The organism is Treponema parvum, from assembly GCF_017893945.1.
GTDB lineage: Bacteria > Spirochaetota > Spirochaetia > Treponematales > Treponemataceae > Treponema_D > Treponema_D parvum_A.
This window is the reverse complement of record NZ_CP054257.1, coordinates 957,547-983,994: the sequence shown is the minus strand read 5'-3', so window position 1 is coordinate 983,994 and position 26,448 is coordinate 957,547. Positions and strand designations below refer to the sequence as shown.

Below are 26,448 nucleotides of genomic sequence, written 5' to 3'. Positions count from 1 at the left end.
GCCGTTTTTTAGAAAATACAGCTTAGGGAGCATTTATCCGGTCGGCTGCCGTCGTCTTGTGCCGCACGCTTCGCATTTTCGGCGGTACCGATCGGCGTGCGCTTCGCCGCACTTCGCCTACATCACCCCCGCTTCATTCCGGTTCATTTTTCGGGATATTTTTATATAAAATCGGCATTGCGGATACGGAATTCCGGCCTTAGAATTTTCTTAAAGATATTAAATATCCGGAGGATTTTCATTATGAAAAAGATTTGTTCAGTGATCGCCTCTCTTTTGATCGCCGGCAGCGCGCTCTTTGCCGCCAGCAACAAAAACGCGGGTTCCCTCGTCGTCTACGGCTCTTGCGAAGAAGAATACGTCAGCGCCGTATGTGCAAAATTCGAAAAGCTCACCGGCATTAAAACGAGCTACCAGCGGCTTTCTACGGGCGAAGTGCTCACGAAAATTGCCGAAGAAAACGGCAAGCCGTCTGCGGACGTATGGTTCGGCGGCACGACCGATCCGTACAACGAAGCCGCTGCAAAAGGACTTTTGCTCCCGTACGACGCGAAAAATGCAAAACACATCATCGCGCCGCAGTTCAAAGATGCGAACAACAACTGGTTCGGAATCTACCGCGGCATTCTCGGCTTCTTTTGGAATACGGAAGAAATGAAGCGACTCGGCATCCAGCCGCCGAAAGATTGGGACGATTTGACAAAAGAGCAGTACAAGGGCTTGGTTTCATTCGCAAACCCGAATACGGCGGGAACGGGAAAACTCATCGTCAATACGATGGTGCAGATGAAAGGCCACGACAAAGCGATGGACTACTTTAAAGCGCTCGATAAAAACATCGTTCAGTACACGAAATCGGGTTCCGGCCCGTCAAAGCTCGTTCCGACAGGCGAAATCGTCATCGGCATCGGCTTTTTACACGACGTAGTCTATCAGATAGTTGACAACGGATACGACAATTTGGGCATGACCGCGCCTGCATCCGGCACGAGCTACGAAATCGGAGCGACGGCTATTTTCAAAGGCGCGAAAAACGTTGAAAACGCAAAGAAATTCATCGAATTTGCGCTTTCGCCCGACTGTGTGAACCTTGCTCAGGAAAACGGCTCGTATCAGTTCTTGGTTATCGACAACGCAAAGCCGGTTAAAGCCGCCGTAAAAGCGGGTCTCGATAAGATCAAAACGATCAACTACGATTTCGAAGACGCGAAATATCACACGTCGCAATACGTGCAGGATTTCTTTAAAGTCATTGCAAGCGACGACCGCGTCAAGACAAAATAATAATTATTAATTTCAATTACCGCTGCGGTGCGATCCGTGCCGCAGCGCATCATCTTTTTTCGTGGATTTTATTATGACAAAGCCATACAGCGCCGGAACGCAAAGTAAAACACTCGAAAGAAAAAAATTGTTTGCCGATCCGATTCTCATCACCGCAATATTTGCAATATTTTTATTTTTAGTTTTATTTATCGTCTATCCCCTGTCGATTCTGCTCGTCGACAGCGTGTACGAAGAAAATCAAATCACGCTTTCCGTATTCGCCCGCATCTTCGGGATGTCGGGCTTCCGAAAAGCGATTTCAAATACGCTGCACCTAGGTTTTATCTCAGGCATCCTCGCCACTCTTGTCGGCTTTCTCTTCGCGTACGTCGACATGTACGTCAACGTCGGAAACAAATTCGTCAAAGGCCTGTTCAGAATCGTTTCCGTGCTGCCGGTCGTTTCGCCCCCCTTCGTTCTGTCGCTTTCGGCGATCATGCTTTTCGGCCGTACCGGCATCATCACACGAAGCCTGTTCAATTTAAGTACGACAAAATTATACGGCCTTCCGGGCATCTGCCTCGTACAGACGCTTACCTTTTTTCCCGTCTGCTACCTTATGCTCAAAGGACTTCTTAAAAACATAGATCCCTCGCTCGAAGAAGCGGCTCGCAATATCGGCGCTTCCCGGTGGAAAGTGTTTACATCGGTAACGCTCCCGCTTTTGCTTCCCGGTCTCGGTAACGCTTTCCTCGTAACATTTATAGAATCGGTTGCGGACTTTGCAAACCCGATGATCATCGGCGGAAACTTCGATACGCTCGCAACTTCTATTTACCTGCAGCTCACCGGCGCATACGATAAAAGCGGAGCCACGGCAATGGCAGTCGTGCTTCTCTTTATTTCAATGGGTTTATTTATTGTCGAAAAATATTGGCTCGAACGGAAATCGGTGGCTACCCTTACGGGCAAAGCGTCCCGGGAGCGCATGCGCATAAAAGACAAAAGCGTTCGCATTCCGCTCGTCACGATCAGCATCCTTATATCGCTGTTCGTTATCGTGCTTTACTTCCTTGTAGTATTCGGCTCTCTCTTTAAGATTTGGGGAAGGAACTACAGCCTGTCGCTCAAATGGTATCAGTACGTGTTTAAAAACAACGGGTACAAAGTATTTCTCGATTCGATTTGGCTTTCGCTCATCGCATCTCCCATCACCGCATTAATATCGATGATAATAGCCTACCTCGTTGTAAAGCGGAAATTCGCAGGAAAGGGATTTATGGAATTCATCGCGATGCTCGCGATGGCGGTTCCAGGAACGGTTCTCGGCGTCGGCTTTATCCGCGGATTCAACAGCGGCCTCTTTCATTCGGGTATTATGCAGGGGCTGTACGGCACCGGGGCGATCCTCGTCATCGTGTTCATCGTGCGCTCGCTTCCGATCGGCACGCGGAGCGGCATCGCGGCACTCAGGCAGATCGATAAATCGATCGAAGAATCAGCCTACGATTTGGGTGCGGACAGCCTGACGGTATTTACGACGGTGACACTTCCGCTTATTAAAGATTCGTTTTTCAGCGGACTCGTTACAACTTTCGTGCGCTCCATCACGGCGATTTCCGCGATCATTCTGCTTGTCACTCCGCAGTTCGTGCTCATCACCGTGCGCATCAACGAACATGCGGAAAAAGGCAACTACGGAATCGCATGCGCATACGCGACGATATTGATCGTCATCACGTACACGGCGATTACGCTGATGAATCTGTTTACCGGAAGATTCGGCACGAGCCGTAAACAAAAGACATCTCGAAAAATTCACTCTTAGTGACTTTTCGAGATGGTGACGAGTTCTAACTCGCTGTGTTATCGCGAGTTAAAACATCGCATTTTTAGAGTGACCTATAAAAACTGCAGTTTTTATAGGTTCCAAAAGACAACAAGGGGAAGTATCATGACAAAGGAACAAAAAGGCGTGCGCCTGGATCATATAACGAAGATTTACAAAGACTATAAGACGGGAAAAGATTTCGCCGCAGTGGACGATATTTCGCTTGACATTAAACCGGGCAGCTTCGTTACCCTGCTCGGCCCTTCCGGCTGCGGAAAGACGACGACGCTTCGCATGGTCGCGGGTTTTGAAAGCCCCGACAAAGGCGAAATCTACATCGGCGATCAAGCGATCAACGAACTCACGCCCAACAAGAGAGATACGGCTATGGTGTTCCAAAGCTACGCTCTCCTGCCGCACTACAACGTGTTCGACAATATCGCCTACGGCTTAAAGATCAGAAAGGTGGCTAAAGACGAAATCGCCGAGCGCGTTATGGCCATGCTCAAACTCGTAGAACTTGAAGGGCTAGAAGGCCGCATGACGAATCAGCTGTCTGGTGGACAGCAGCAGCGGGTAGCCCTTGCGCGAGCTCTTGTAGTGCAGCCGAGCGTTTTGCTTTTTGATGAACCGCTTTCAAATCTCGACGCAAAGCTCCGCGTAGCGATGCGCACTGAAATAAGAAAAATCCAGCAGACAGTCGGTATCACGGCGATATACGTTACACACGACCAGTCTGAAGCGATGAGCATCTCCGATCAAATCATCATCATGAACAAAGGGAAAATCGCTCAAATGGGAACGCCGCGCGAAATCTACTATCAGCCGAAAGATGAATTTGTCGCGGACTTTATCGGCGAAGTAAACTTCCTTACCGGAAGCGTAACGTCGATAGACTCAAAAGCCATACACGTCGACGTCGGCGGCGTCGATATCACGGCGGAATCCTTCGAAAAGGTTCAAAAGGGCGACCCGTGCAAAATCGTGCTGCGCCCCGAATCGGCGACGCTCGCCGACAAGGGCGTTCTGCCGTGTACGGTAACGCTTTCGACATTTATGGGTTCGTATCAATATTACCAGGCCGACGTAAACGGCATGATGATTAAGATCACCGAATACAACCCCAAAAACCGAAAGCTCTACGAAGCCGGCGACAAAGCCTATTTAAACTTCGAAAGCCACAACCTGCATATTCTCTAACAAGTGCCCCGCCCGCGTGAGGGATTGGAGGCGCGGCGAAGCCGTTCCGAAGCGAGCAGCGCGCGAGCGGAGGAATGGAGCGCTTTTGCGCGGAACGCCGAAAAGCCCGACCCGAGCGCAGCGAGGGACACGCCCTAAAAAAAACCCGATTCCAAACGCAAACACAGTGGTAAAAACAGTCATTACGGCAAAAGATTTTGTGCGTTTTTACAGATTATGCCGCTTATTGTGCACTCGTAGTAAAAATGCCAATCGCTTGCGGCGGAAAATGCGCTATCATGCCGACAGAAAGTTCAAATGCTTGCTAAAAATCAAGCGCCGCCTGACGTATGCCGACGGAAACAGTATGGAGATGCAGGAGGCACGATAAAAAGCACCGTCGGAGATATCGTCGTCGCTTTTTATCTCGAGTTTGCTCGGATGTTTGCAGAAGACGTGTATACGTATCGTTCCGATAAAAATCGTATGAGTACAATACACTGTATTTGCAAACTCGATTATTGAACGTGTGCGCGGTCGCGCACGGCTAAAAACTTTTTCGAAAGTTGAAACTTTCTGCAAAAGTTTTTATGGGAGGCATGTATGAAAAAATTATTAGCAGTTTTGGGCGCTTTGCTGGCGATCGCAGCGGCGTCTTTTGTAGACACGCGAACGGATTTTAAACCGATCGTCATAACCGATCAGGAGTCTGCGCTCTTTAACAAAATCGGCGAGGGAATTCTCGTAACGCATTCGCAGGGCGGAACGGTCGGCTGGAGAACGGCGATACGGAACGGCAACGTAAAAGCGATCGTCGCATACGAGCCGGGCGGAAGTCCTTTTTTATTTCCCGAAGGCAAAACGCCTGCTCCCGTTCCGACCTCATACGGCACGATTGCGGCGAAAAGCATCCCGCTCGACGATTTTAAGAAATTGACAAAAATACCGATCGTCATATACTACGGCGACAATATTGCGTCGAAGCCCACACCGAATTTCGGACAGGATCAATGGCGCGCCGAACTTGCCATGGCGCGTTCTTTTGCCGCGACGATCAATAAATACGGCGGCAACGCGGCGGTGGTCCACCTTCCCGAAATCGGTATTACGGGAAATACGCACTTTATCTTTTCGGATCTTAACAATATTAAAATCGCCGATCTGCTTTCGGATTGGCTCAAAAAAAATAATTTGGACAGGCGATAAATCATGCGGATGTCTCAAAAATTATCCAAGGTTCGCTGTTTTTTTGATCATTACTTTTCATATGAACTTTGAAATTGTTGTAGCCGTGATTAAAAAGAAACTAAAAAGCTATTGATAATCAAGAAAAACAGAGTTATTGTTATACATGAAAAGAGCGTACTATGGGCTGGAATACTCGGGTTGTTAACTATCGACGCTGCCCCGCCAGTATGCTCTTTTTATTTTATCTATGTCATTACTTGATGCGCAATCGGTGGCAGGTTGCGGAAACATCAAATATAAAAGCTCTGCTAGTGTTGTGGTTTGATTTCAAATTCTGATGTAAAATAGCGCTTGCGGCAAACTCCCCTTGTAGTTCTTTGTTGTGGTTTGATTTCAAATTCTGATGTAAAATAGCCCTCGACGATTAAAGTGCATGGGTTCAGGTGTTGTGGTTTGATTTCGAATTCTGATGAAAATAGCAAGCGCTTGATGACGCCGCGGCCGGCGAAAGTTGTGGTTTGATTTCGAATTCTGATGTAAAATAGCCATGAAGTGGGACGATTTATTGACCGTACCGTTGTGGTTTGATTTCAAATTCTGATGTAAAATAGCGGAACGGTTCTATTTCTGCAAAACCTACAGGTTGTGGTTTGATTTCAAATTCTGATGTAAAATAGCTGGTTTTCATTTCCGCTATGACTTTCATATGTTGTGGTTTGATTTCAAATTCTGATGTAAAATAGCTCGAGAGCCGATTTTTACGCTACCAGTTTCGTTGTGGTTTGATTTCGAATTCTGATGTAAAATAGCTCTCGTACTTCGCCTGTGGCGAGTATGGCGGTTGTGGTTTGATTTCGAATTCTGATGTAAAATAGCATGGAGTTCTATTAACAGCTCCGTCTACGAGTTGTGGTTTGATTTCGAATTCTGATGTAAAATAGCCCGATGATTATCGAATTCCGCAATCACGCAGTTGTGGTTTGATTTCGAATTCTGATGTAAAATAGCACCGATACCATACAGCCGCTGCACCTTAGAGTTGTGGTTTGATTTCGAATTCTGATGTAAAATAGCCTGCTCATAGCGCTAGGACTATTGTTCAGAGTTGTGGTTTGATTTCGAATTCTGATGTAAAATAGCAATACCTTGTCGAACTGTCTGTTTATAAGAGTTGTGGTTTGATTTCGAATTCTGATGTAAAATAGCTGTGGTGGGTGAAGAATGAAAAGGTTTGAGGTTGTGGTTTGATTTCGAATTCTGATGTAAAATAGCATTTCATTCTTTTTGTTCAAAACTTTTTTAGTTGTGGTTTGATTTCGAATTCTGATGTAAAATAGCCCATATCGATCTCTTAGTTTTAACGCCATGTTGTGGTTTGATTTCGAATTCTGATGTAAAATAGCTGGCTGTGATAGTGTCGAAGCCTCTGCGCGGTTGTGGTTTGATTTCGAATTCTGATGTAAAATAGCAAAAGGCTATCACTTGCACCGACACCGGCAGTTGTGGTTTGATTTCGAATTCTGATGTAAAATAGCTGCTCAAACTTAAACCCGTCTTATCCGAAAGTTGTGGTTTGATTTCGAATTCTGATGTAAAATAGCTTCAATTTTTGCCTTATACATGGAAACAGGTTGTGGTTTGATTTCGAATTCTGATGTAAAATAGCTATCTTCACGGTAACGAAATAGCCCGGTTTGTTGTGGTTTGATTTCGAATTCTGATGTAAAATAGCGAGTCAGAATCAAAGTTTGAACAAAGATTAGTTGTGGTTTGATTTCGAATTCTGATGTAAAATAGCAATTCTAAATTATTCCTTCGAGAACCTCTAGTTGTGGTTTGATTTCGAATTCTGATGTAAAATAGCCAATAGGACAAGCGCCCGTAACATTCATTGGTTGTGGTTTGATTTCGAATTCTGATGTAAAATAGCTCAAACCACAATATTACTAAACAAATGTAGTTGTGGTTTGATTTCGAATTCTGATGTAAAATAGCCACAAAGTGGAGTTTATCAATTAACGACACGGTTGTGGTTTGATTTCGAATTCTGATGTAAAATAGCAATTGACGTTCTCAAACATTTGAGGCGCTCGTTGTGGTTTGATTTCGAATTCTGATGTAAAATAGCTCATGGAACAGCCACTTGAAATGGCTTGTAGTTGTGGTTTGATTTCGAATTCTGATGTAAAATAGCCACATACCACTTTTTATTAACACTATCTCTGTTGTGGTTTGATTTCGAATTCTGATGTAAAATAGCTAAACACACAACGCATGGCGATGATCAAGCGTTGTGGTTTGATTTCGAATTCTGATGTAAAATAGCTTGTCGGACAAGTTCAAATCTACGTGATCAGTTGTGGTTTGATTTCGAATTCTGATGTAAAATAGCAACTCAGCGTTAACTGATCCGTTTGACCCGTTGTGGTTTGATTTCGAATTCTGATGTAAAATAGCCACATACCATTTTTTATTAACACTGTCTCTGTTGTGGTTTGATTTCGAATTCTGATGTAAAATAGCTGATATATCGAGCGGTAGTTTGTCTCCCCGGTTGTGGTTTGATTTCGAATTCTGATGTAAAATAGCAACAATATTCTATTTCAAAGACATAACTATGTTGTGGTTTGATTTCGAATTCTGATGTAAAATAGCGGAAGACGCATATTCATTTACCCAAGCTGTGTTGTGGTTTGATTTCGAATTCTGATGTAAAATAGCGCTTTTTGTGCAGCTTGATCACCATCTTTAGTTGTGGTTTGATTTCGAATTCTGATGTAAAATAGCTCAAGTTCTTGAACTTTCTTTGCGATTTCGTTGTGGTTTGATTTCGAATTCTGATGTAAAATAGCCTTTAAAACAAAAGTAATCAGAAGGAGATTGTTGTGGTTTGATTTCGAATTCTGATGTAAAATAGCTAGCCTTTTTAATCACTCTCGTCCTAATGGTTGTGGTTTGATTTCGAATTCTGATGTAAAATAGCTACTTGGAATAAAGGTAATAAAGCGATTAGTTGTGGTTTGATTTCGAATTCTGATGTAAAATAGCTAAACAACTATATTAATGGATTAACTAATCGTTGTGGTTTGATTTCGAATTCTGATGTAAAATAGCTTAATCCAGAGATTGGCGAAGTATATATTAGTTGTGGTTTGATTTCGAATTCTGATGTAAAATAGCTGATACCCAGTTGTGCTATATATATTAGCAGTTGTGGTTTGATTTCGAATTCTGATGTAAAATAGCCCGGATTTATGACAGGTACTGCAAGCGACAGTTGTGGTTTGATTTCGAATTCTGATGTAAAATAGCATAAACTCTATAATTGCTTGCTAAATATAGGGTTTATGCTTGTTTTACTCAAAAAAACTGGGAAAACGGGTGAGAACTCGATCTGTTTTTTTCAGTTTTTAAAACATTTCCAGTTGCTTAGGCGCTTTTTCTTTAGGCTTTGGGGACAAACCGATATATGTCAGTATTTCTCCGAACTGCTTGTCGGTAAATTTTAAAATACTCACCGTCCCTTCCCGCGGCAGCCACTGTTTGATTCTGTTTTCGTGAACCGCGCAAGCTTCTTTACTGCCGCAAAATCTTTTATATACGCTGAATTGCATCATATCAAATCCGTCTTCCAAGAGTTTTTTTCTAAACTCCGATGCGCGCTTTCGCTGAGGCTTTGTATTTGTCGGCAGATCAAACAAACAAAAAATCCACATTATCTTATAAGCGTTTATCCGTTCAAAACTCATAGCTATATAAAAACAGGTAAGGCCATTTTTTCGAATTCTTCCGTAAGCACTTTTACTAATGAAGAGCTTGTAATTGACAATGCGATCATAAGCGGCCTTGTAACCTTACCGATATTCACATCCCGTGTAAGGATATTCAAAATTTTCTTCTTAAATTCCGTATTAAGATCTTCTTCATTGGGATTTTCTTTAATAAAATTAATAACTTCATCGTCCACATACGGTCTGTAAGGTTCCATGACGTCGTCCGCAAGACAATAGGCATCGTATTTATTGTGATGATGTATACCCAGAGTCGGTAATAACCCGGAACCGATTAAGGCTCTGGCAGTAGCGGCTCGAAGGATAGAATAACCGTAGTTCAAAAAACTGTTAGGAAATTTTCCGTATCGATCTCTTGTCCAGTCATGTCCGAACAGATAATCCCAATAAGTCTTTGCGGCACGAGCCTCCATGTTCGAAGTATCGTCGCTTTTTACATGTCGTGAAAATTCATTTACCTTAGCCGAAGCAAATCCGTGCTTTTCAAGCAATCTTCCTTGATTCTTTATTTTACTTTCTATAATTTGTTTCCAGCATTGTTTTTTTACCGGCAATTTTGCGTCAATCTGAACAAAAAATAATTGAGATTGGATATTGTTGCAGTCCAGAGGCAACGTCATTGAAAAGGGCAAGTGTTTTTCATTGCAGAATATTACGGCAGAATTATTATACGCAAGTTCATTTATAAGGGGCACTGTCATTGAAACAAGATTGTTTTCAATGACAACAAAACCTATATCTTCAATAGGAATCAGGATTTCTTCTTGCGTTTCTCTGTTAAAAATTACAAGCTGCTTGTTTTTCAGACTTAAACAAACAGCATGTGAGAAAAACAGTGTTCGTTTAATCATATGGAAACCTCTCTAAAAACTGCAGTTTTTAGAGGTAACTTTTAAAACGCGATGTTGTAACTCGCGATAATACAGTGAGTTACAACTCGTAAACGTCTCAGGAAACTCGCTAAAAGTAAGTTTCCCGAAATGTCCGTATACTAAATTATCGGCAGTATATGAAAATATCTTCACATTGTTATTTTTTAATAATTTCTCCGGCAGGCGAAACGGTAAAATCCGTCCCTTCTACAAGTCCTATAAAATTATTATCCATACAAAGACGGAATTCAACGCCCGTATTCAAATCATATTCACCTTTCATATATTGCCAAGGCTTCGAGCATATGATATGCGCCAATTTTATGAAAATACGTTCTCCTGACTTACCCAATCCGGCAATTCTGTACAAACGATTCCATATGAGCTCTTTAGGAAGACCGAACACATCTTCATCATAGTCGTTTTGAAGCAGAACGATTTTTCCCACTTTCAGTACCTTATACAAGGGAAGCCTATTTTGTCCTTCTTCCATTTCATTCGGATATAACTCTTTTCCGCTCCGCTTATTTTTAACGGCGTCAAGAAGATTTAAAACCGAATACTTGCTCAGCCTTTTTCCGTCGGCGGATATTCCCCTATACAAAGCGACTAAATAATTTTCTTCATTCACGACATAATAATGCTGCTTATATTCTTTCTGATTTTTTTTAATGGCATTATGATGTTCTTTTAATTTGACGGGATCCGTGGGTTTTGCCTTTATCCTTATATGACGAACATAAACGTCTTTTCCGTTTTTCTTAAAAGGAAGCAAAATTCCTTTTTCTCGTATGTTGTTTTCGGTTTGGATCCCGGTTTTTATATTGTTGATAAAAACATCTTTAATTTTTTTATCAACGATTTTTTCAGCAATATCTTCCGTAAGACCAAAAGCGGAAACTCGCTCAACGAAAATCTTTTTACTTGCAACGCCTTTTTCAGGCACAGTCATGATGCAGCCGTAAAAAGTATCTTTATGCAGAGAACCTCTTGCCGTTAAACCCTGAATATAAATCGTTTTCCCATTATTTAAGATCCGTTTACCGTGTCTGTCCTTTAATATCTTTTTAGATTGCCTGAGAGAATTATCATCGACAAAATGTTTTGGAATTACATATCGGACGGCTAAAACGACATCTTTATCAAAGGAATCCCAAGGTTTCGCAAAGTTAATATGGGCTTTCTCTGCGCTGTTTTTCATTTCATGAGAGAGTAAATTGAACTTCGCCCTGCTTACACAGGCGACCGTCAAAGCGTCGACAGCGTGATGCATGTAATTGGAGCGGTCTTTTGTCTCATCTCTGTCAAGCAATCCCCATTGCCGCTTAAATATGTCTGTCATAGTTCCCTTGACCGGCTGAACATAATCGAATACCTGTTTTAAATATCTCAAGGCAAGTTTTGTAATTATGCGGGTATCGTTTAATTGGCTGTTTTTAAAGCCGGAAGTAATTTCCGTGGCAGTGAATCGCTTTAGCTTTTCATTGTAATATCTAAGTTCCAACTGTGCTTTGTGCCTTCTCACGATCATCGAATCTTTTAGAGCTGGATCAATATAGCCGACATAATTTGAATTTCGGCTAATTATGCTTTCGCACCTGTCGATTTCTTCCTTATAGAATCCTTTAAAACGCGCGCATATTTCTTCAAAATTCGGCAATTCGGACGGAATGTGCTGCTTCTTAACGTTTCTGTTAAAATCGCTGTCGCAAAGAGTAAGATTTTCAAGAGAATCGTCATAAGATAAACTCCACGGGATTGTGTGTTCAAAATCAAATTTAGGTACTTTACCGAACAAATCGGTAATACTTATGGATTTTCCGGTATACGGGCATTTTTCTTTTTGTTCTCTCCAGAGACGGAATTTTTTAATATCCGAGTCGGTAGGATTGATTTCAAATCCGGCTTCTTTACAAAGTTCGGAAATCTGATCTTTATAGTCCTTATTCCTCCGCTCATTTTCTTTCTGAAATTCCTCAATAGCTTTCCGCCAGTTTTTATCGTTCACTTCATTGGCAAGCTCAACGTTAATCCGCGTAGAACCGTCAATTTCTCCGGTTTTTATAAGATAATTTACGAGCTTTCTGAGCTGATACAGCGCTCTCATCGCTACGGGATTTTTTACGCTTGAAGTCCTCGGAGAGGCCAAATATTCTTTTCCGTCGTCGCATAAAATGGATTTTTCCAAACCGAAATCCTGATCGGAAGGATGATAAAGTTTCGCGCCTTTTTTAATTTTAAATCCTTTTGAACTAAGATATTCTTCAATAAGCTCATCTATTCTTAGCATTGGATATTTGTAATTGGCGGCATTTTTTGTTACAGCAAGTTTAAGATTTTCGTCTACGAGCTTTAAGACTTCTTCCCTGACGTTATTTCGCTTTTCACCGGGATTCTCTTCCCAAGATTTTTTTCCGAACAGATCGCAAGCTTGAACATCGATAATCGATTTATCCCACTCTTCCGTATGAAAATCGTGCTTTGCGTCTTTAAAAACCGCTTCAAGACAGCGGTTTGCAAGCACACGCACATTGTTTTTATCCTTTAGCGTGCTTAAAATTTCTTGCACGGCTTTTTCAATATCGGCCTCGTTTTTTTCAAAAACTTCTTTACCGATCATCAAAGGAATATTTGCAAGAAAAACGGCGGTAGAATATACGTACCCTTTTTTTAGGAACGGAATTATTTTTCTGACAGCTTTTAAACTGAGACTCGCATACCCTTGCGCTAAGTAAACGGCGCAATATTTACCGGCCTTATCATCGTCCAAAAGCAGTTTACCGATAGCAAATTCACGAAGTTTTTCATTGTCGTCAAAATCAAAAAGAACATGCCAGATGTCATTTATATCATATCGCCCGATCTGCACGTTTTTCCAGTCATCGCCGAAGATGTTTTTTAATCCGGTAGAAACCGGACAGCCTGAAACGTTCGTATCGTCTCGATAATTGAATTTCCAGAATTCTTTTTTTCCTGCAAGTTTTTTAGAAATGTCCGCAAAATGAAAACTCCGTTTCGATATTCTAAAAAACAGAGGTTTTATGATTTCTCTTTCTTCTTCCGTAAGAGGTTCAAAAGGCTGTCTGTCATCCTCATTACAATTTCTGGCGACTCGAATGCTGTTAATAAATTGCAGCATTCGGAATTCTTCAAATTCAAAATGCGAAACAGGACAACGCGGCTTGTCAGGTTCAAGAGCGCACTTACCTACAAGAAATTTCTGAGATTTCAGCTTTCGTTGATAAAAAATAGCTTTATATAAAGATTCTTTCAGCTCATCGGAAATATTTTGCACTTCACATATTTTATTAAATTCCTGCTCGTAATGATCTTTTCTTGAAGTATATTTTCCTCTTACTCTTTCACCGGATTGTTTTAATTCATAAAAATATTGGCCTAAAGTTTTATCGCCTTTTAATTCGGAAAGCTCATTCATCTGGCCTTTAATGCCCTTTACATCCTTATCTTCGCTTTCCTTTGCCGCTTCTTTTCTGTTGCTTAAAAAACCGCGCCTCTGTGCAAGATGATAAAAAGCCCTCCCCTGTTCATAAGGATCCGCCTTCTGCTCAACGCATTTTTTCCTCAGAAAATAAGGCTCCCAGCTTTTTAATTCATCCGTTCTGTACCAGTTTAGATACGCTGTTGAAGAAGGATAAATCTTTGAAGTCTTCCAAAGATCAAGCTCTTCCATAGTTAGCGGACACATGCCGTTTTTTATTAAAACCTTTAGCGTTTCATATTTTCTAAGCCTTCTTCGAAATTTAAGCCTTCTGGCGGATCTAAAGGCCGTCCTTTCCGCAGCCTTTGAACTTTCATTTCCTTTTTCTTTTTTTACGCCTTCAGGGAATATATAAACGCCGCCCTTAACAATTTTCTTAGCCGCCTCATCTACAATGCCCCAGCCTATGGAATTCGTACCGATATCAAGACCTAAAACTTTCATATATTCCTCGGTTTATCTTGCATATTTTTGCGCTGAAACCTCGAAAAATTTCTAAAGGCGAGTTTTCAAGATGACCTATAATATTTTTCTTGCACAAATATGCAAAACATGATAAATTGTTTATGAAATCAAATCACAATAAGGCTAAAGGCCGAAGTCATTTGACTACAGTCCCGCCTCGTGCGGGACATTTTTATTTTAGCACATCTTAAAAATTATTCCATGATATTATTTTCCATTTTGTTAAACCCCGTAGAATTTTCCGCCGGTGTAAATACCTGTTACGATCCGTTTTCCGGCATCGGCAAAAACACAACCCGGCGCAGTTGCCCTGCGTCGAGTGCTTTACCCTGTTGCGCCGGAAGCCATACCCCGACCGTGCCGAGTACCCCCTATAGCGCGGTACGTAAGTTGACCTCACAAAACTATGGCATATAAAACCGTTATATTGTAGTATTTTTATTATGGAACAATGCAGCGAATGTTATTGCGAATATTCCCGGATTACGCCGTTTTTTGCTCATGAAAATTGCCTGAAAAACCATAAACAGTATCTGTGCAGAACTTGCGGCCGATGCATCTGCATAGACAAGATGTCGGAAATTCCTTTAAATGCGCGTTTTACATCTGAAAAGGCCGCAAGATATTTTTTACGCGGCGCAGAAGCCGTTTACAAAACCGAGTGCGGAATATTCAGGCGAAAAAACAACTCACTCGAATACTTTAAGATCCTTCCTCTTTATGGAAATTTGTCCGCGAAAAATCCGGCGTTTTATATTCCTGAAACTTATAGACAGCCGGTAAAAAAACAGATGATTTTCCTTAATCCTGAACAGCAAGAAAAATATATTGAAGAAAGGAACGAAGAAAATCGGCGTTACGATTATTCAAAAGACTTGGAAATAGATATGCCGGAAAATCAAGTTTTAAATTTCGACTTTGTTTCATGCAAAGACGGAATTATAAAGCTGCAGTTAAAGACAAAATCTTACAGGCTGGAACTTGATTTTTACGATGACGACAACGATGAACCGAACTTCTGCTGGTTTATGCTGCTCGGTAAATGGCTTTACGAGCTGTCAAAGAATCCGTTGGGGAAGCCTGAAAATTTAAACCTGTGGTCTTGCTACGGAGGCGGATTTTATACTTTTACCGCCCGAGAAAATTTGATAAAAGTGTATACAGGAACCGAAGAGGACGAAGAAAAAGTCGAATTTTCATTTTACGGATCAAGCGACACCTTATTTGACAATTTTATGAAGGCTTTTGATGTTTTTTTGACAAACGGAACTTATAAGAGGGAAGAATGGGAACAAGAAAAGCTGTCCGAGGATGAAGAAAATTGTGCGGACGACGGCAATTCCACGGATTATAACGACAATCCATGGAGCGGAACCGATCTTTTTCATGTGTACGGAGAACTAAAAAAGCTTAAACAGCTGAAATAAGGAATGTGCGGTATATTCAAACTGTTTTAAAATTTAAATACACATTGCACATTCCGTAAGAACATACATTCTATCGATCAGCAGTATTCTACGAGCATTTCGATCTCGCATGCGATTCCGCCGGGGAGCGCATTTACTCCGATCGCGCTTCTCGCAGGAAGTCCGGCCGCTTCTCCGAAAAGTTTAAAGATCAATTCGGATCCGCCGTTTACGACCTGCGGTTGCTTATCAAAGTCGTCTGAAGAATTTACAAAGGCGAGAACTTTTACAAACCTCTTTATTTTATTAAGGTCGCCGAGTTTTTCTTCCAGATTGGCAAGCAGGTTAAGCATGCAGTTATACGCGGCCTTTTGTCCGTCTTCGAGGCTCAATTCTTTTCCTACTTTTCCCGTTACGGTATTACCGTTACCGAGGTCGGGACCGCAGCCTGAGCAGTATAAAAGCTTGTTGCCGAATTCCATCACAGGAGTGTAGATTCCTCCCTTCGGCGGCGGAGAAGGAAGCGTAATTTTCAATTCTTTTAATTTTGCATAAACATCCGACATAATTTTATCGTATCTCCTATAAAAATTAATATGTAGTATCAAGAGGCTGGTCCAAAACTTAAGCCAGTTTCTTTGATTTCTATTTTTCACGCTTATTGCTCGTTGAGCGGCAAGCGTACCGTCATGCGTAAATAATACTATTGCACCGATAAAAAAAAATCAATCAACAACTTAACCGCAGATTAATGGCGAAGCTTCAAGCGTCGCCGGGGTAATTTAAATAAAAACGGCGGTATATCAGAGCAAAGTTGACTATAACATAGCAGCTTTTGCAGGTAATCATCAACAATATGTTGAATATCCGTTTCAAATATAATAAATATATTTTAAAAGAATACCGAATTTATGCAAAAAATCGGCCGAAAACCTGTGTTTTCTTACAAAATTTGCAAATATCAAATAATAAATATTGACAAATTGTTGAATCGCCCCATAGAATTATCTAATAAAACAAAAGGGGGTTGAAAAATGACTAATTTTACGGTCTTTTTTCTGGTAGGCTTTGTGATCTATATTGGGATCATGATAGCCATCGGGACTTTCAGCAGCAGAGGGAAAAATACGGGAACCAATTATCTCACGGGCGGCGCGCAGCTTCCGCTGTATTTGATCTTTGCGACTATGGGAGCCACGCTTATCGGAACGGGATCTTCCATCGGAGCTACTTCAAACGGATTTAAATTCGGTTTCGGAGGATCTGCCTACGGATTCGGAGCGGCGCTCGGCATGCTGATATTGATCCTTGTAGTCCGAAAGGGCGGTCTTAGGGCAAAAGGGATCCAAACGATGGCCGAAGAAGCTCAGTTCCACTATAACGGAAACAAATACATAAAAATCGTCATGAGCTTTATGATGTATCTTATAGAAGTTGTGTGGCTCGGCAATCACATAAACGGCGGCGCGACCTATTTGGGCTTTGTCACGGGTCTTGATCCGGTTATATGCAAACTCATCACCGTTCTTGCCTTCGGAATTTACGTTATCATAGGCGGATACCTTGCGGTTGTCTGGACGGATCTGATACAGCTGATCATCTTGGTATTCGGATTTATTGCGATAACATGCGTTGCAATACCGATGGCGGGCGGCTGGGCAGAAATCACACACACGTTGGAAAGCGCAAATAAGGCCGGAAACTTGAGCCTTTACGGTTACAAAACGATGGGCTGGATGTGGGTTATTTCGATAATCTGGAGCGTGGCCGTTCCGTGTTTGGGAACGCCGACTTACAGAATAAGGCTGTACACGGCAAAAGACGATTCTACGGCAGTACGCGGATTTTCTCTTTCGGCCGTTCTTCTTTTTGTATTTTCCCTGCTTCCGGCGCTTATCGGTATGGCGGCTTTTACCATCGCAACTAAAAACGGAGCTGCGGAAGTCCTTAAACGTCCGGACTTCGCGTTTACCTATGTAGCCACGACGGTACTCGGTCCCGTCCTAGGATTGTTGTTCATGATCGCAGGATTAAGCGCGACCATGTCTTCAGGCGACAGCGACGCAATAGCGGGAACGGCGATCTTTATCGGCGATATCTATCCGATTGTCAAGAAAAAGCCGGTTCCTCAGGATGAGATCACCAAATTAAGCCGCGTCATTACCGTGCTTACTCTGGCTCTGGCGTTTGCGGCTACTCTGTTTGCAAAAGACGTTATGTCGTATATTTCCAACGTCATAGGTTCCATAATACCCGGTGTGTCGGTAGCGATGTTCTTGGGCGCCGTTTGGAAAAAAGCTTCTTGGCAGGGCGGCATCGCTTCGGTAACGTCGGCTCTGCTGTTCGGCATGACGTACCTTTTTTCACCGCCGTTCAAAGCGCTGATAGCAAGCACGTTTACGGGACCTGCAATTCCTGCGACGATCATCGCCCTTGTGTTCGGAATTATAGTAAGTCTTCTCACTCCGTTTGAAAAACTTTCGGAAGAAGAAAGAATGAAACTTGTAATAGCTTCAAGAGAAAAGATCTAAAAAAGCCAAGGGGGACTTGAGGGACTTTCCGCTCAGCCCCCTCTTGCTTTAGAATTATCTGTGCGCAAAATGCGCACTAATTCAACAGCCTCCAAAATTGACATTTTGTTCGGCTGTTGAATTTTAAGGGAGGTTTAACTTCGACCACTAAAATGAGTTATGTAAAAGAGAATTTTAAATTACTGTCGGAAATTTGCTTCTGCATCGCAAAACAGTTCGGTTCGAACTGCGAAGTAGTTCTTCACGATCTTACTCGTCCGTACGATAACACGATCGTAGCAATATATAACGGCCATGTGACTGGGCGCAAAGTTGGAGACGGTGTGACGAACGCAGGGCTCGAGCTTTTAAGAGGAACGAAGATTCCCCAAGACCAGACAAATTATATAAACACCACTCAGGACGGCAAAATACTGCGTTCGACAAGCAAATACATTTATTCCAAAGACAATAAAAATATCGCGGGAAGCATCTGCATAAATTTTGATATCACGGATTTGGTTAAACTGCAAAACGAACTTTCATTTTTTACACATCAGGACGCTGACAAATCCGACAAAAATGAAAATTTCGAAATATTTTCAGGCAACGTACAGCTGATTTTAAATGAAATGATGAAAAAAGAACTGGAAAAATTCGGAAAAAAGGCTGAAGACCTTACAAAAGAAGAAAAGATCATTTTTGTTAACGATCTTGACAAGCAAGGAGCATTTCTTGTTAAAAAATCGGCAGAATCGGTTGCGGATTTTTTAGCATTATCTCGTTTTACTATATACAATTATATCAATAAGTATAAAGGAGAACAAAAGAAAAATGAACGATATACTCATAAAAAACGCATTGGTCATTGACGGAACAGGCGAAAAGCCTTACACGGCCGATATTCTCATAGATAACGATAAAATTTCTAAAATATCCGCATCAAAGGACGGTCTTTTAAATGCAAAAACCGTCATAGACGCAAAAGGAATGGCCGTTACGCCGGGCTTTATCGACATTCACCGCCATTGCGACATAAAGCCGTTTAACGACAAAGAAAAACTATACGGCTCGGTAATGCTTTCTCAAGGAATTACTACGACGGTAGTCGGTAACTGCGGAATTTCAATGACGCCCGTATCCTCCGACGAAAAAACGGCGCAGGAAACCTATGACTTCGACTCGCCCGTACTGGGTCCAGCCTTTCCCGAGATAAAAACATACCGCGATTATATGAATGCCTTGGAAAAAATCGAGCTGCCGCTTAACTTTATGGCGATGATCGGTACAGGCAACGTAAAAATAGCCGTAAAGGGCTTTTCAAATACTCCTTATACAAAAGAAGAGATGAAAAAGGCGCAAGGAATGATAGAAGACGCTTTGGAAGAAGGCGCTCCGGCTATTTCTTCAGGGATAATGTATATGCCGGAATGCTACAGCACAAAGGAAGAATTCGTAGATCTGCTTAGACCGCTGGGTAAACGTCACGGACTTTTTACAAGCCACATACGAGGAGAAGGCGACAGCATGGTTGACAGCGTCAAAGAGGTTATCGAAATAACCGGCAAGGCGGGCTGCGCCCTTGAAATATCGCATTTCAAATCATGCGGAATGAAAAATTGGAAAAAGGAAATTCACCGCGCCATAGCGCTTATAGAAGAAGCCAGAAAAAACGGACGGGACGTTACGTGCGATTTTTATCCGTACGAAGGAGGATCCACCGCCCTTACAACCATGATTCCCCCTGCGTTTATCGCCGGAAACATGAACGCCGCCCTTGAAAGGCTGGGAACGGAAGAAGGAGTTGACGCCTTCAGAAAAGCGGCGTCGATAGAATATTCCGACTGGGACAATTTTTGTATAACGCTCGGCTGGGACCGTATTATAATTTCAGGCATAGAAAACGAATACAATAAAAAATTTTTAGGGCTCGACGTTGTAACGGCGGCAAAAAAATTCGGCTATAAGGATGCTTATGCTCTAGCGGCCTATCTTTTATCGGATGAAAAAGGCAAAACCGCCATCATCAATATGAGTATGTGCCAAGACGATATAGACACTGTGGCAAAACTTCCCTACTCCATCGTAATTTCAGACTCAATCTATGCGCAAACGGATACTCCGCATCCGCGCATGTACGGTTCTTTTCCCAAAATCATCCGGGAATACGTAAACGAAAGGCGCCTTTTTACGCTTGAAGAAGGAATAAAAAAGATGACAAGCCTGCCTGCAGAACGTATGAACATCAAAAACCGCGGGTATTTAAAAGAAGGTTATTATGCGGACATAAATATCTTCGATCCCAAGAAGTTCAGGGATAATGCGACGTTCCAAAATCCCACCCGCATGTGCACAGGGCTTTCGTATTGTATAGTCAACGGAAAGATAGCGTTAAAAGACGATAAGATTATCACAAAAAACGCAGGAAAGCTCATACGGAACAAGCGGTAGTCCGTTCGCAAAAAACAGCCGAGCGCATTCAGCCGCCGTTTTTGCCGTTTTGATGTGTGCCCCGATTGTCTATGTGCGCCAGCAGCTTAACGGTATTCACAAGGATGCCGTTCTCATGTACGGACGGCGGGTTACAGCGCGCCATGTGCGCTCATTCGTTGCACTAAGCGTGTTTGCGGCGTATAATATTTGTATCGAATTTGATTGCCTTAATGTCGAGATTAACGCGACAGGGATCAGAGGGGCGCGTTGGCGGCTTGCCGCCAATGTAGCGTTAGCGGAACCCCGGAAAGCATCGGTCAGTAAGCTGACCTCAACGAGTTTGCTTTGCAAACTCGCAGTCTATAGAAAACTGCAAAAGCCGCCCAAATTATAAAATATAGGAACTCGAAGTTCGGGCTAATTTTCAGCAAATTTACGGAGGGATGATTCTATGGAAAAAGAAGTTGCGGCGCTGTTGAACGATCAGATCAACAAAGAAATGTATTCTGCGTATCTGTATCTTTCTATGGCGAGTTTTTACGACGATAAGGGCTTGGACGGTTTTGCCAACTGGTATGAAATTCAGGCAAAAGAAGAAATGGATCATGCGCTCCTCATGTACCGCTATCTGCACAACAACGGAGAAAGCGTAACTCTAAAAGCTATCGCAAAGCCTGACAAGACTTTTAAAACCTTGCTCGACCCGCTTGAAGCCGGCTTGGAACATGAAAAATATGTGACAAGTCTTATAAACAATATATACGCGGCGGCTCAAAAAGCAAACGATTACCGTACCACTCAATTTTTGGACTGGTTTGTAAAAGAACAGGGCGAAGAAGAAAAAAATTCTTCCGATCTTATCACCCGCATGAAGCTTTTCGGCGACGATTCCCGCAGTTTATATATGTTTAACAGCGAACTTAAAGCAAGAGTGTATTCTCCGCCTTCTTTAGTGCTTTAGTCTAAATCGGCAGCGTTGTGTATGATCGTCGCGGAAATAGGGACTTCCCACAAGGGGTCAAAACAAAGATGCGAGCAGCTCATAAAAGCCGCCGTCCAGAGCGGAGCCGACGCGGTAAAACTGCAATGGGTTTATGCCGATGAAATACTGCATCCCGATACAGGCTTTGTAGACCTTCCGGGAGGGAGTATACGGCTTTACGATCGCTTTAAACAACTGGAAGTTCCGCCATCTTTTTATAAGGACGCAAAAGATTTCGCACATTCGCTCGGCGTAAAATTCGTATGTTCGCCTTTCGGACTGAAAAGCCTTGAAGAACTTTTAGAGATCGCGCCCGACGCGGTAAAAATCGCTTCTCCGGAATTAAACCATTTTCCCATGCTCAAAGCGCTGGCGGCATTCCGCGATCGGCAAAAACTTGAAGGGCGCCCTCCGATCCAAGTGATCCTTTCAAGCGGAGTTTCAAAAATTGCCGACATAGAAAAGGCCCTCTGCATCCTCGGTACGGAAAACCTTGTTCTATTGCACTGCATAACAAGCTACCCTGCCCCTGAATCGGAATACAACGTAAAAGTTCTTTCGTCTTTGCGGCGCATTTTCGGAGTGCCCACAGGTATAAGCGACCACAGCATTGACCCCATTTTGGTTCCGTCGCTGGCGGCTGCTATGGGCGGAGTGATGACTGAAAAGCACATAACCTTAAGCAAAAAAGACGACGGCCTTGACGATCCGGTAGCGTTGGAAAGTGAACAATTTGCGCTCATGGTACACGCAGTGCATCAAAGTCAGGCGGCTGTAAACAGATACGGAATGGAAATAGCGCGGCAAAAAATAATAAGCCAACTTTCCGAACAATATAACGCAAAGATGATCGCCGAAATAGTCGGCAACGGAATAAAACGTCTGGCTCCGGCGGAAGAAAAAAATTACGGCAGGACGAACCGATCCCTGCACTTTATGGATTCAATGAAAAAAGGCAGCCGTATATCGCAAAAAGACATAGGCGTTTTGAGAACGGAAAAAGTGCTTAGCCCGGGGATAAGCCCGGAATTTTTGGATACTGTGATAGGCGCAAGACTTTCAAAGGACGTCGGCGCGGGAAGCGGTGTTCAGTGGGAAGACCTCCTTACGCGATAGGCTCATGAAACAGCGCGTTTTGAAAACGAATAAAACTGCGCAGAGGCGAGGTTCCGGCTGCGTGACGCTTCGAGCGTTATGCGTACAGAATTCTTCTCAAAAAGCTCGACCGCGGCATACACCGTGAGCGTAGCGAACGACGTTCTCGCCGAAAGCATAGCATTACTAGTAGATTTTTTCAAAACTCGATATTCGACCGAATTGTTTTTTTATTGCATTTAAGCTAGTATGAGATCCATGGAAAATTTAATTCAACCGCGGATCTTAAAAGGCTTCCGCGATTTTCTTCCCGCTTCCGAAATTCAAAGGGCTTCTCTGATAGAAAAGATCACGGAAGTTTACCGATCTTACGGCTTTGTTCCCATAGACACGCCCGTTCTGGAATATACAGAAATACTTTTACGAAAAAGCAACGGAGAGACGGAAAAGCAAGTTTTTCGCTTTGAAGACAACGGCGGGCGCGACGTGGCTATGCGCTTCGATCTAACAGTACCGTTCGCGCGGTTTGTGGCGGAACACAGGGCGGAGCTTTACTTTCCCTTTAAACGCTACCACATAGCGAAGGTTTGGCGCGGTGAAAAACCTCAAGCCGGACGTTACAGAGAATTCGTGCAATGCGACATAGATACCGTAGGCTCTGACAGCGCGGCCTCAGATTTTGAAATCCTTTCGGTAATGAAGGCGGCATTTGAAAAAATCGGAGCGCCTAAGATCGTTATAAAAATAAATCACAGAGGAATATTCAACCGCTTTCTTTCAAAAATAGGCGCCCAAGACAGAAGCGAGGATATTCTTCGCACAGTCGACAAACTTTCGAAAGTCGGGAAAGATCAGGTAAAAAAAGAGATTGAAGAGATAACATCGTCAAAAGAAAAAACCGAACTGATACTCGATTACGTTTCTTTTTCTTCGGATTTCCAAAGCACGCTCGCCTTTATTGAAGACCTTGCAGGAGGTCCTGCCGAAGATACAAAAAGGCTTAGTGACATTTATTTAATGATGAAGGCGGCAGGTATCGAAGGAACTTTTTCGCTGGACACGTCGATAACGCGCGGCCTTGACTATTATACGGGCATAGTCTATGAAACGTTTTTGACCGATCTGCCGCAGATAGGTTCGGTATGTTCGGGCGGACGCTACGATAATCTTGCAAGCCTTTATATGAAAGAAAGAGTTCCGGGAGTAGGAGCCTCGATAGGACTTGACCGTCTGATAGCGGGGCTTGAACAGCTGGGCATTGCGGACGCAAAAAAAAGTTATATCGACGCGGAAATTTACTGCCTCAACGCAGCTCTTGCAATAGAATATCAAAAAACTGCGGCTTTTTTCCGCAGCAAGGGGATAAACGTTGAAGTTTTTCCCGATGAAAAGAAAATGGGGCAGCAGTACGCTCTTACGCAGGCCAAAGACATTCCGTGGGGCATTCTCATAAACGACGAGAACGCAAAGTCCGGCACAATGACGCTCAAAGATCTTTCGACGCGCGAACAGTTTGAAAACCTCAGCGCAGAAGAGACCGCAGAAAAAATCCTTTCCGAAAAGCATCGCTAAAACCACAAAAGCTTCCGGAAATTCTTATGCCGCTCGGGCAGCATCTATAGGTCGCACGTCCAGTGCGGCTGCGGCAAGGGTTGGAAGGGTGCGGAGGCTTATCGCCAATGCAGCGTTATAAAACCATTTATTTTACGAAGAGCACATAATCCGCAGTTTTTTCATTGCCGTGAATATCGGCTACGCTTACGGTTAAAATATTTCTGCCGGAAGACAGCGTCAGCACGGACAAAAGCTGTTTGTCATTATCGGGATATATCTCTTCCGAAGAATAAGGCCTGTTTCCTAGAACGCAAAGACGCATATCGTCCTGTTTAAGAAGATCGTAAGATATTTTTTCAACAACGGCGCCGTTTATAAATACGCTTGTTTTGTAGGGAATCGTAGTTTTTTGCCTTGTCCTGTAAAAAGAATACTGTCCTGCAGGAATGGCCATCTGACTTCTTATCGCAAAGTTGTTTCCGCTTTTATTTACGGCGCTTATATTGCCTACAAAAAGCTCAAGTTCCTTTCCGATGTGCGGCATCAAAAGCCGGGGATTCACGGCGGCGTTCTGCTCAAGATCTATGACCTGAAATTCCAAGCAAGATTTTCCTTGCTGCCAGCCTGAATTTCCGCTGGCGCCGAGCAGCATGCCGGCCGCAGCTTCAGTTACATTTCCCGGATCGATAGCAAATTCCTCGCCGTCAAGGTTGCCGTAAACGGTCATCAGCTTATCGTCGTGATTTATTATGACGGCGTTTCCTAAAGAGGAATCAAACCACCCCATGTCGCCGTCATGTTCCAAAATTATCACGGCAATTTTGCCGTCGCCTGCGGCCTTTACCTCTGAATATTCGGAAAATATCAGCGACGAACTGACGGCGTTTCCCCTGCGCTGCCCGAAATATGAATAAAACGAATCGGATAGAACGGCGTCCTGCGGCCAGTCAAAGGCGTAGGAACACAATGCAGAAGACAAAAGAAAAACAAGGGCGAAGGCCGCCGGCATCTTCGGTAAAATCCTTGATCTTTTTAAATGTTTCATAAAACTTTCCCTTAAAATTGCACGAAGGAGAAAATTTCAATTTTCGACTGAGTGCAATTCGTGCGCTTTTTGCGCATACGCTAATAAGCGATGTTTCGGCTTCGTCCGAAACTCGAAGTTAAATTGAACGGCGACATTATCGGACGCCGCGCAAGATAATCGACACGGCGCAAAGCGGTGGGCGACGCTTAAACGCGCTCTTACTGCACAGCGAACCTAAAAACCGCCGCGCTATTCCCTTGCAAGCCTGAGCTTGGAAATTTTCAAATCCTTTCCTATGAATAAATCGTTTTTTCTCGTTTGTATGAACGAAAAGTCGGCTTCAAAAGAAAATTTTCCGGTAAGGCTCTTAAAGTTTTCAACCGCATAAACAGTCCACAACCGTTTATCTTTAGTGAGCACAAAAAAAGTTCCGGGTATGTCCGTTTCCTTTATGGCGGAAATCCAACCGCTCATTTTAATTTCGCTGTCTTTTAAATCCTCGCAGTTTACTATTCCCAAGCCTTCGGAGGACGCGTAATAAAGCCACTTTCCGTCTTTACTGAATCGGACTAAGGATTGAACGTTTCTGTCCTTTTCCATGTATTTAAAAAAAGTGATTACCGCGTGTTTTTTTTCAGTGCGGACTAAAACGATCCTCTGTTTTTCAAGCCCTGAAAGACAGGCGAAGAGTTTGCCGTCATAAGAAATATCGGCGCCGAGGATTACCGGATACTTGCTTCCGCCGGGAACAAATTCCTGCATGAGAGTTCCGTCGGGATAAAAAGCGATAATCTTACCGTCTGCAAATCCCGCGATACAGCCGCATTTTGACGATGAAAAAGCCGTAACCGGTACGAACCCTTCATACGTCCACAGCCTTTGCCCGTCCGCTCCGTATTGACTGAACGACGCGCCTCCCGGCAAAAAAAGATATAAGCGGTCTTCATCGATAAAAGGGAACCCGCTCGCCCCTATGACGCCTCTAGGAATTCCGTCCGGAGAATAAAATTGAATTGAAGTGTCACCCAAGCCGTACGGCGCATAATAATATTCCGAAACGGCGGCCTTTACGGGAAATGATTGGGACATGGCAATCTTTCCGTCTTCCGTAAAATATCCTACTGTCTGTCCTATTTTAAATGGGATAAGGCCTTCGTCTTTTTTATTAGTTTCCGAAGCGGCGGGATTTTGCACTGCCGAAACCGTCCATTCGGGAATAAATTGCAATTCCTTAGAAAGCGGATATACTGCGGCAAAAATATATACAACGGAAAAAATAACTGCCGCTGCAAGCGGCAAAACCCCGACCTTAAATTTCATACGATTAATCGTATAGTAACAATAGATAAA

17 protein-coding genes and 1 CRISPR repeat array are annotated in these 26,448 nt (G+C 43.1%); of the genes, 11 read left to right on the top strand and 6 right to left on the bottom strand.

The genetic code is table 11. The features are described from left to right. Positions 1-243 precede the first annotated feature (243 nt). The 4 genes from HRI96_RS04430 to HRI96_RS04415 all read left to right on the top strand — a co-directional run bounded on the left by HRI96_RS04430 (position 244) and on the right by HRI96_RS04415 (position 5,482). Entirely contained in the window at positions 244-1,284 is a 1,041-nt protein-coding gene (locus tag HRI96_RS04430; protein ID WP_210118314.1) for an ABC transporter substrate-binding protein, read from the top strand. A 73-nt stretch (positions 1,285-1,357) separates the two neighbouring features. Then, entirely contained in the window at positions 1,358-3,094 is a 1,737-nt protein-coding gene (locus HRI96_RS04425) for an ABC transporter permease (protein ID WP_210118313.1), read from the top strand. 126 nt (positions 3,095-3,220) lie between these two features. Beyond that, positions 3,221-4,297 (top strand): ABC transporter ATP-binding protein, encoded by a 1,077-nt coding sequence (locus HRI96_RS04420; protein ID WP_210118312.1) that lies wholly within the window; start codon positions 3,221-3,223, stop codon positions 4,295-4,297. 582 nt (positions 4,298-4,879) lie between these two features. Beyond that, the gene (locus tag HRI96_RS04415) at positions 4,880-5,482 is read left to right on the top strand and encodes an alpha/beta hydrolase family protein (RefSeq protein ID WP_210118311.1); all 603 of its coding nucleotides are present in this window, start codon (positions 4,880-4,882) and stop codon (positions 5,480-5,482) included. Between the two features lie 295 nt (positions 5,483-5,777). Further along, positions 5,778-8,776: direct repeats of the CRISPR family, unit length 36 nt; unit sequence GTTGTGGTTTGATTTCGAATTCTGATGTAAAATAGC. 98 nt (positions 8,777-8,874) lie between these two features. On the opposite strand, the gene cas2 is transcribed toward HRI96_RS04415, so the two are convergent. The 3 genes from cas2 to cas9 all read right to left on the bottom strand — a co-directional run bounded on the left by cas2 (position 8,875) and on the right by cas9 (position 14,070). After that, complete coding sequence (gene cas2 / locus HRI96_RS04410) at positions 8,875-9,213, bottom strand: CRISPR-associated endonuclease Cas2 (protein ID WP_210118310.1); 339 nt, start codon at positions 9,211-9,213, stop codon at positions 8,875-8,877. A 2-nt stretch (positions 9,214-9,215) separates the two neighbouring features. After that, complete coding sequence (gene cas1 / locus HRI96_RS04405) at positions 9,216-10,106, bottom strand: type II CRISPR-associated endonuclease Cas1 (RefSeq protein ID WP_210118309.1); 891 nt, start codon at positions 10,104-10,106, stop codon at positions 9,216-9,218. 178 nt (positions 10,107-10,284) lie between these two features. Continuing rightward, positions 10,285-14,070 (bottom strand): type II CRISPR RNA-guided endonuclease Cas9, encoded by a 3,786-nt coding sequence (cas9, locus tag HRI96_RS04400; RefSeq protein WP_210118308.1) that lies wholly within the window; start codon positions 14,068-14,070, stop codon positions 10,285-10,287. A 464-nt stretch (positions 14,071-14,534) separates the two neighbouring features. Between cas9 and HRI96_RS04395 the strand changes: the two genes are divergently transcribed. After that, positions 14,535-15,518 (top strand): hypothetical protein, encoded by a 984-nt coding sequence (locus HRI96_RS04395; protein ID WP_210118307.1) that lies wholly within the window; start codon positions 14,535-14,537, stop codon positions 15,516-15,518. A 77-nt stretch (positions 15,519-15,595) separates the two neighbouring features. Here HRI96_RS04395 and HRI96_RS04390 read toward each other — a convergent pair whose 3' ends face one another. Continuing rightward, positions 15,596-16,063: a RidA family protein gene (locus tag HRI96_RS04390; protein ID WP_210118306.1), complete on the bottom strand. Its 468-nt coding sequence runs from the start codon at positions 16,061-16,063 to the stop codon at positions 15,596-15,598. Positions 16,064-16,531: 468 nt separating this feature from the next. On the opposite strand from HRI96_RS04390, the gene HRI96_RS04385 reads away from it, so the two are divergent. From HRI96_RS04385 to hisS, 6 genes are all read left to right on the top strand, one after another. Beyond that, positions 16,532-18,028 carry a sodium:solute symporter family protein gene (locus tag HRI96_RS04385; RefSeq protein WP_210118305.1) on the top strand — a complete coding sequence of 499 codons (1,497 nt, stop codon included), beginning with the start codon at positions 16,532-16,534 and terminating at the stop codon, positions 18,026-18,028. A gap of 152 nt (positions 18,029-18,180) precedes the next feature. After that, positions 18,181-18,879: a helix-turn-helix transcriptional regulator gene (locus tag HRI96_RS04380; protein ID WP_210118304.1), complete on the top strand. Its 699-nt coding sequence runs from the start codon at positions 18,181-18,183 to the stop codon at positions 18,877-18,879. Then, on the top strand, positions 18,842-20,458 hold the full coding sequence (locus HRI96_RS04375) for an N-acyl-D-amino-acid deacylase family protein (protein WP_210118303.1): 1,617 nt from the start codon (positions 18,842-18,844) through the stop codon (positions 20,456-20,458). The genes HRI96_RS04380 and HRI96_RS04375 overlap by 38 nt, the downstream gene beginning before the upstream one ends. Before the next feature lie 433 nt (positions 20,459-20,891). Continuing rightward, a complete protein-coding gene (locus HRI96_RS04370; protein ID WP_210118302.1) occupies positions 20,892-21,401 on the top strand; it encodes a ferritin in 510 nt (169 codons plus the stop codon). A gap of 21 nt (positions 21,402-21,422) precedes the next feature. Further along, positions 21,423-22,538: an N-acetylneuraminate synthase family protein gene (locus HRI96_RS04365; RefSeq protein ID WP_210118301.1), complete on the top strand. Its 1,116-nt coding sequence runs from the start codon at positions 21,423-21,425 to the stop codon at positions 22,536-22,538. Between the two features lie 237 nt (positions 22,539-22,775). After that, positions 22,776-24,089 carry a histidine--tRNA ligase gene (gene hisS / locus HRI96_RS04360; RefSeq protein WP_210118300.1) on the top strand — a complete coding sequence of 438 codons (1,314 nt, stop codon included), beginning with the start codon at positions 22,776-22,778 and terminating at the stop codon, positions 24,087-24,089. A 127-nt stretch (positions 24,090-24,216) separates the two neighbouring features. Here hisS and HRI96_RS04355 read toward each other — a convergent pair whose 3' ends face one another. After that, entirely contained in the window at positions 24,217-25,116 is a 900-nt protein-coding gene (locus HRI96_RS04355; RefSeq protein ID WP_210118299.1) for a M23 family metallopeptidase, read from the bottom strand. 231 nt (positions 25,117-25,347) lie between these two features. Then, on the bottom strand, positions 25,348-26,418 hold the full coding sequence (locus tag HRI96_RS04350) for a PQQ-binding-like beta-propeller repeat protein (protein ID WP_210118298.1): 1,071 nt from the start codon (positions 26,416-26,418) through the stop codon (positions 25,348-25,350). Positions 26,419-26,448 lie beyond the last annotated feature (30 nt).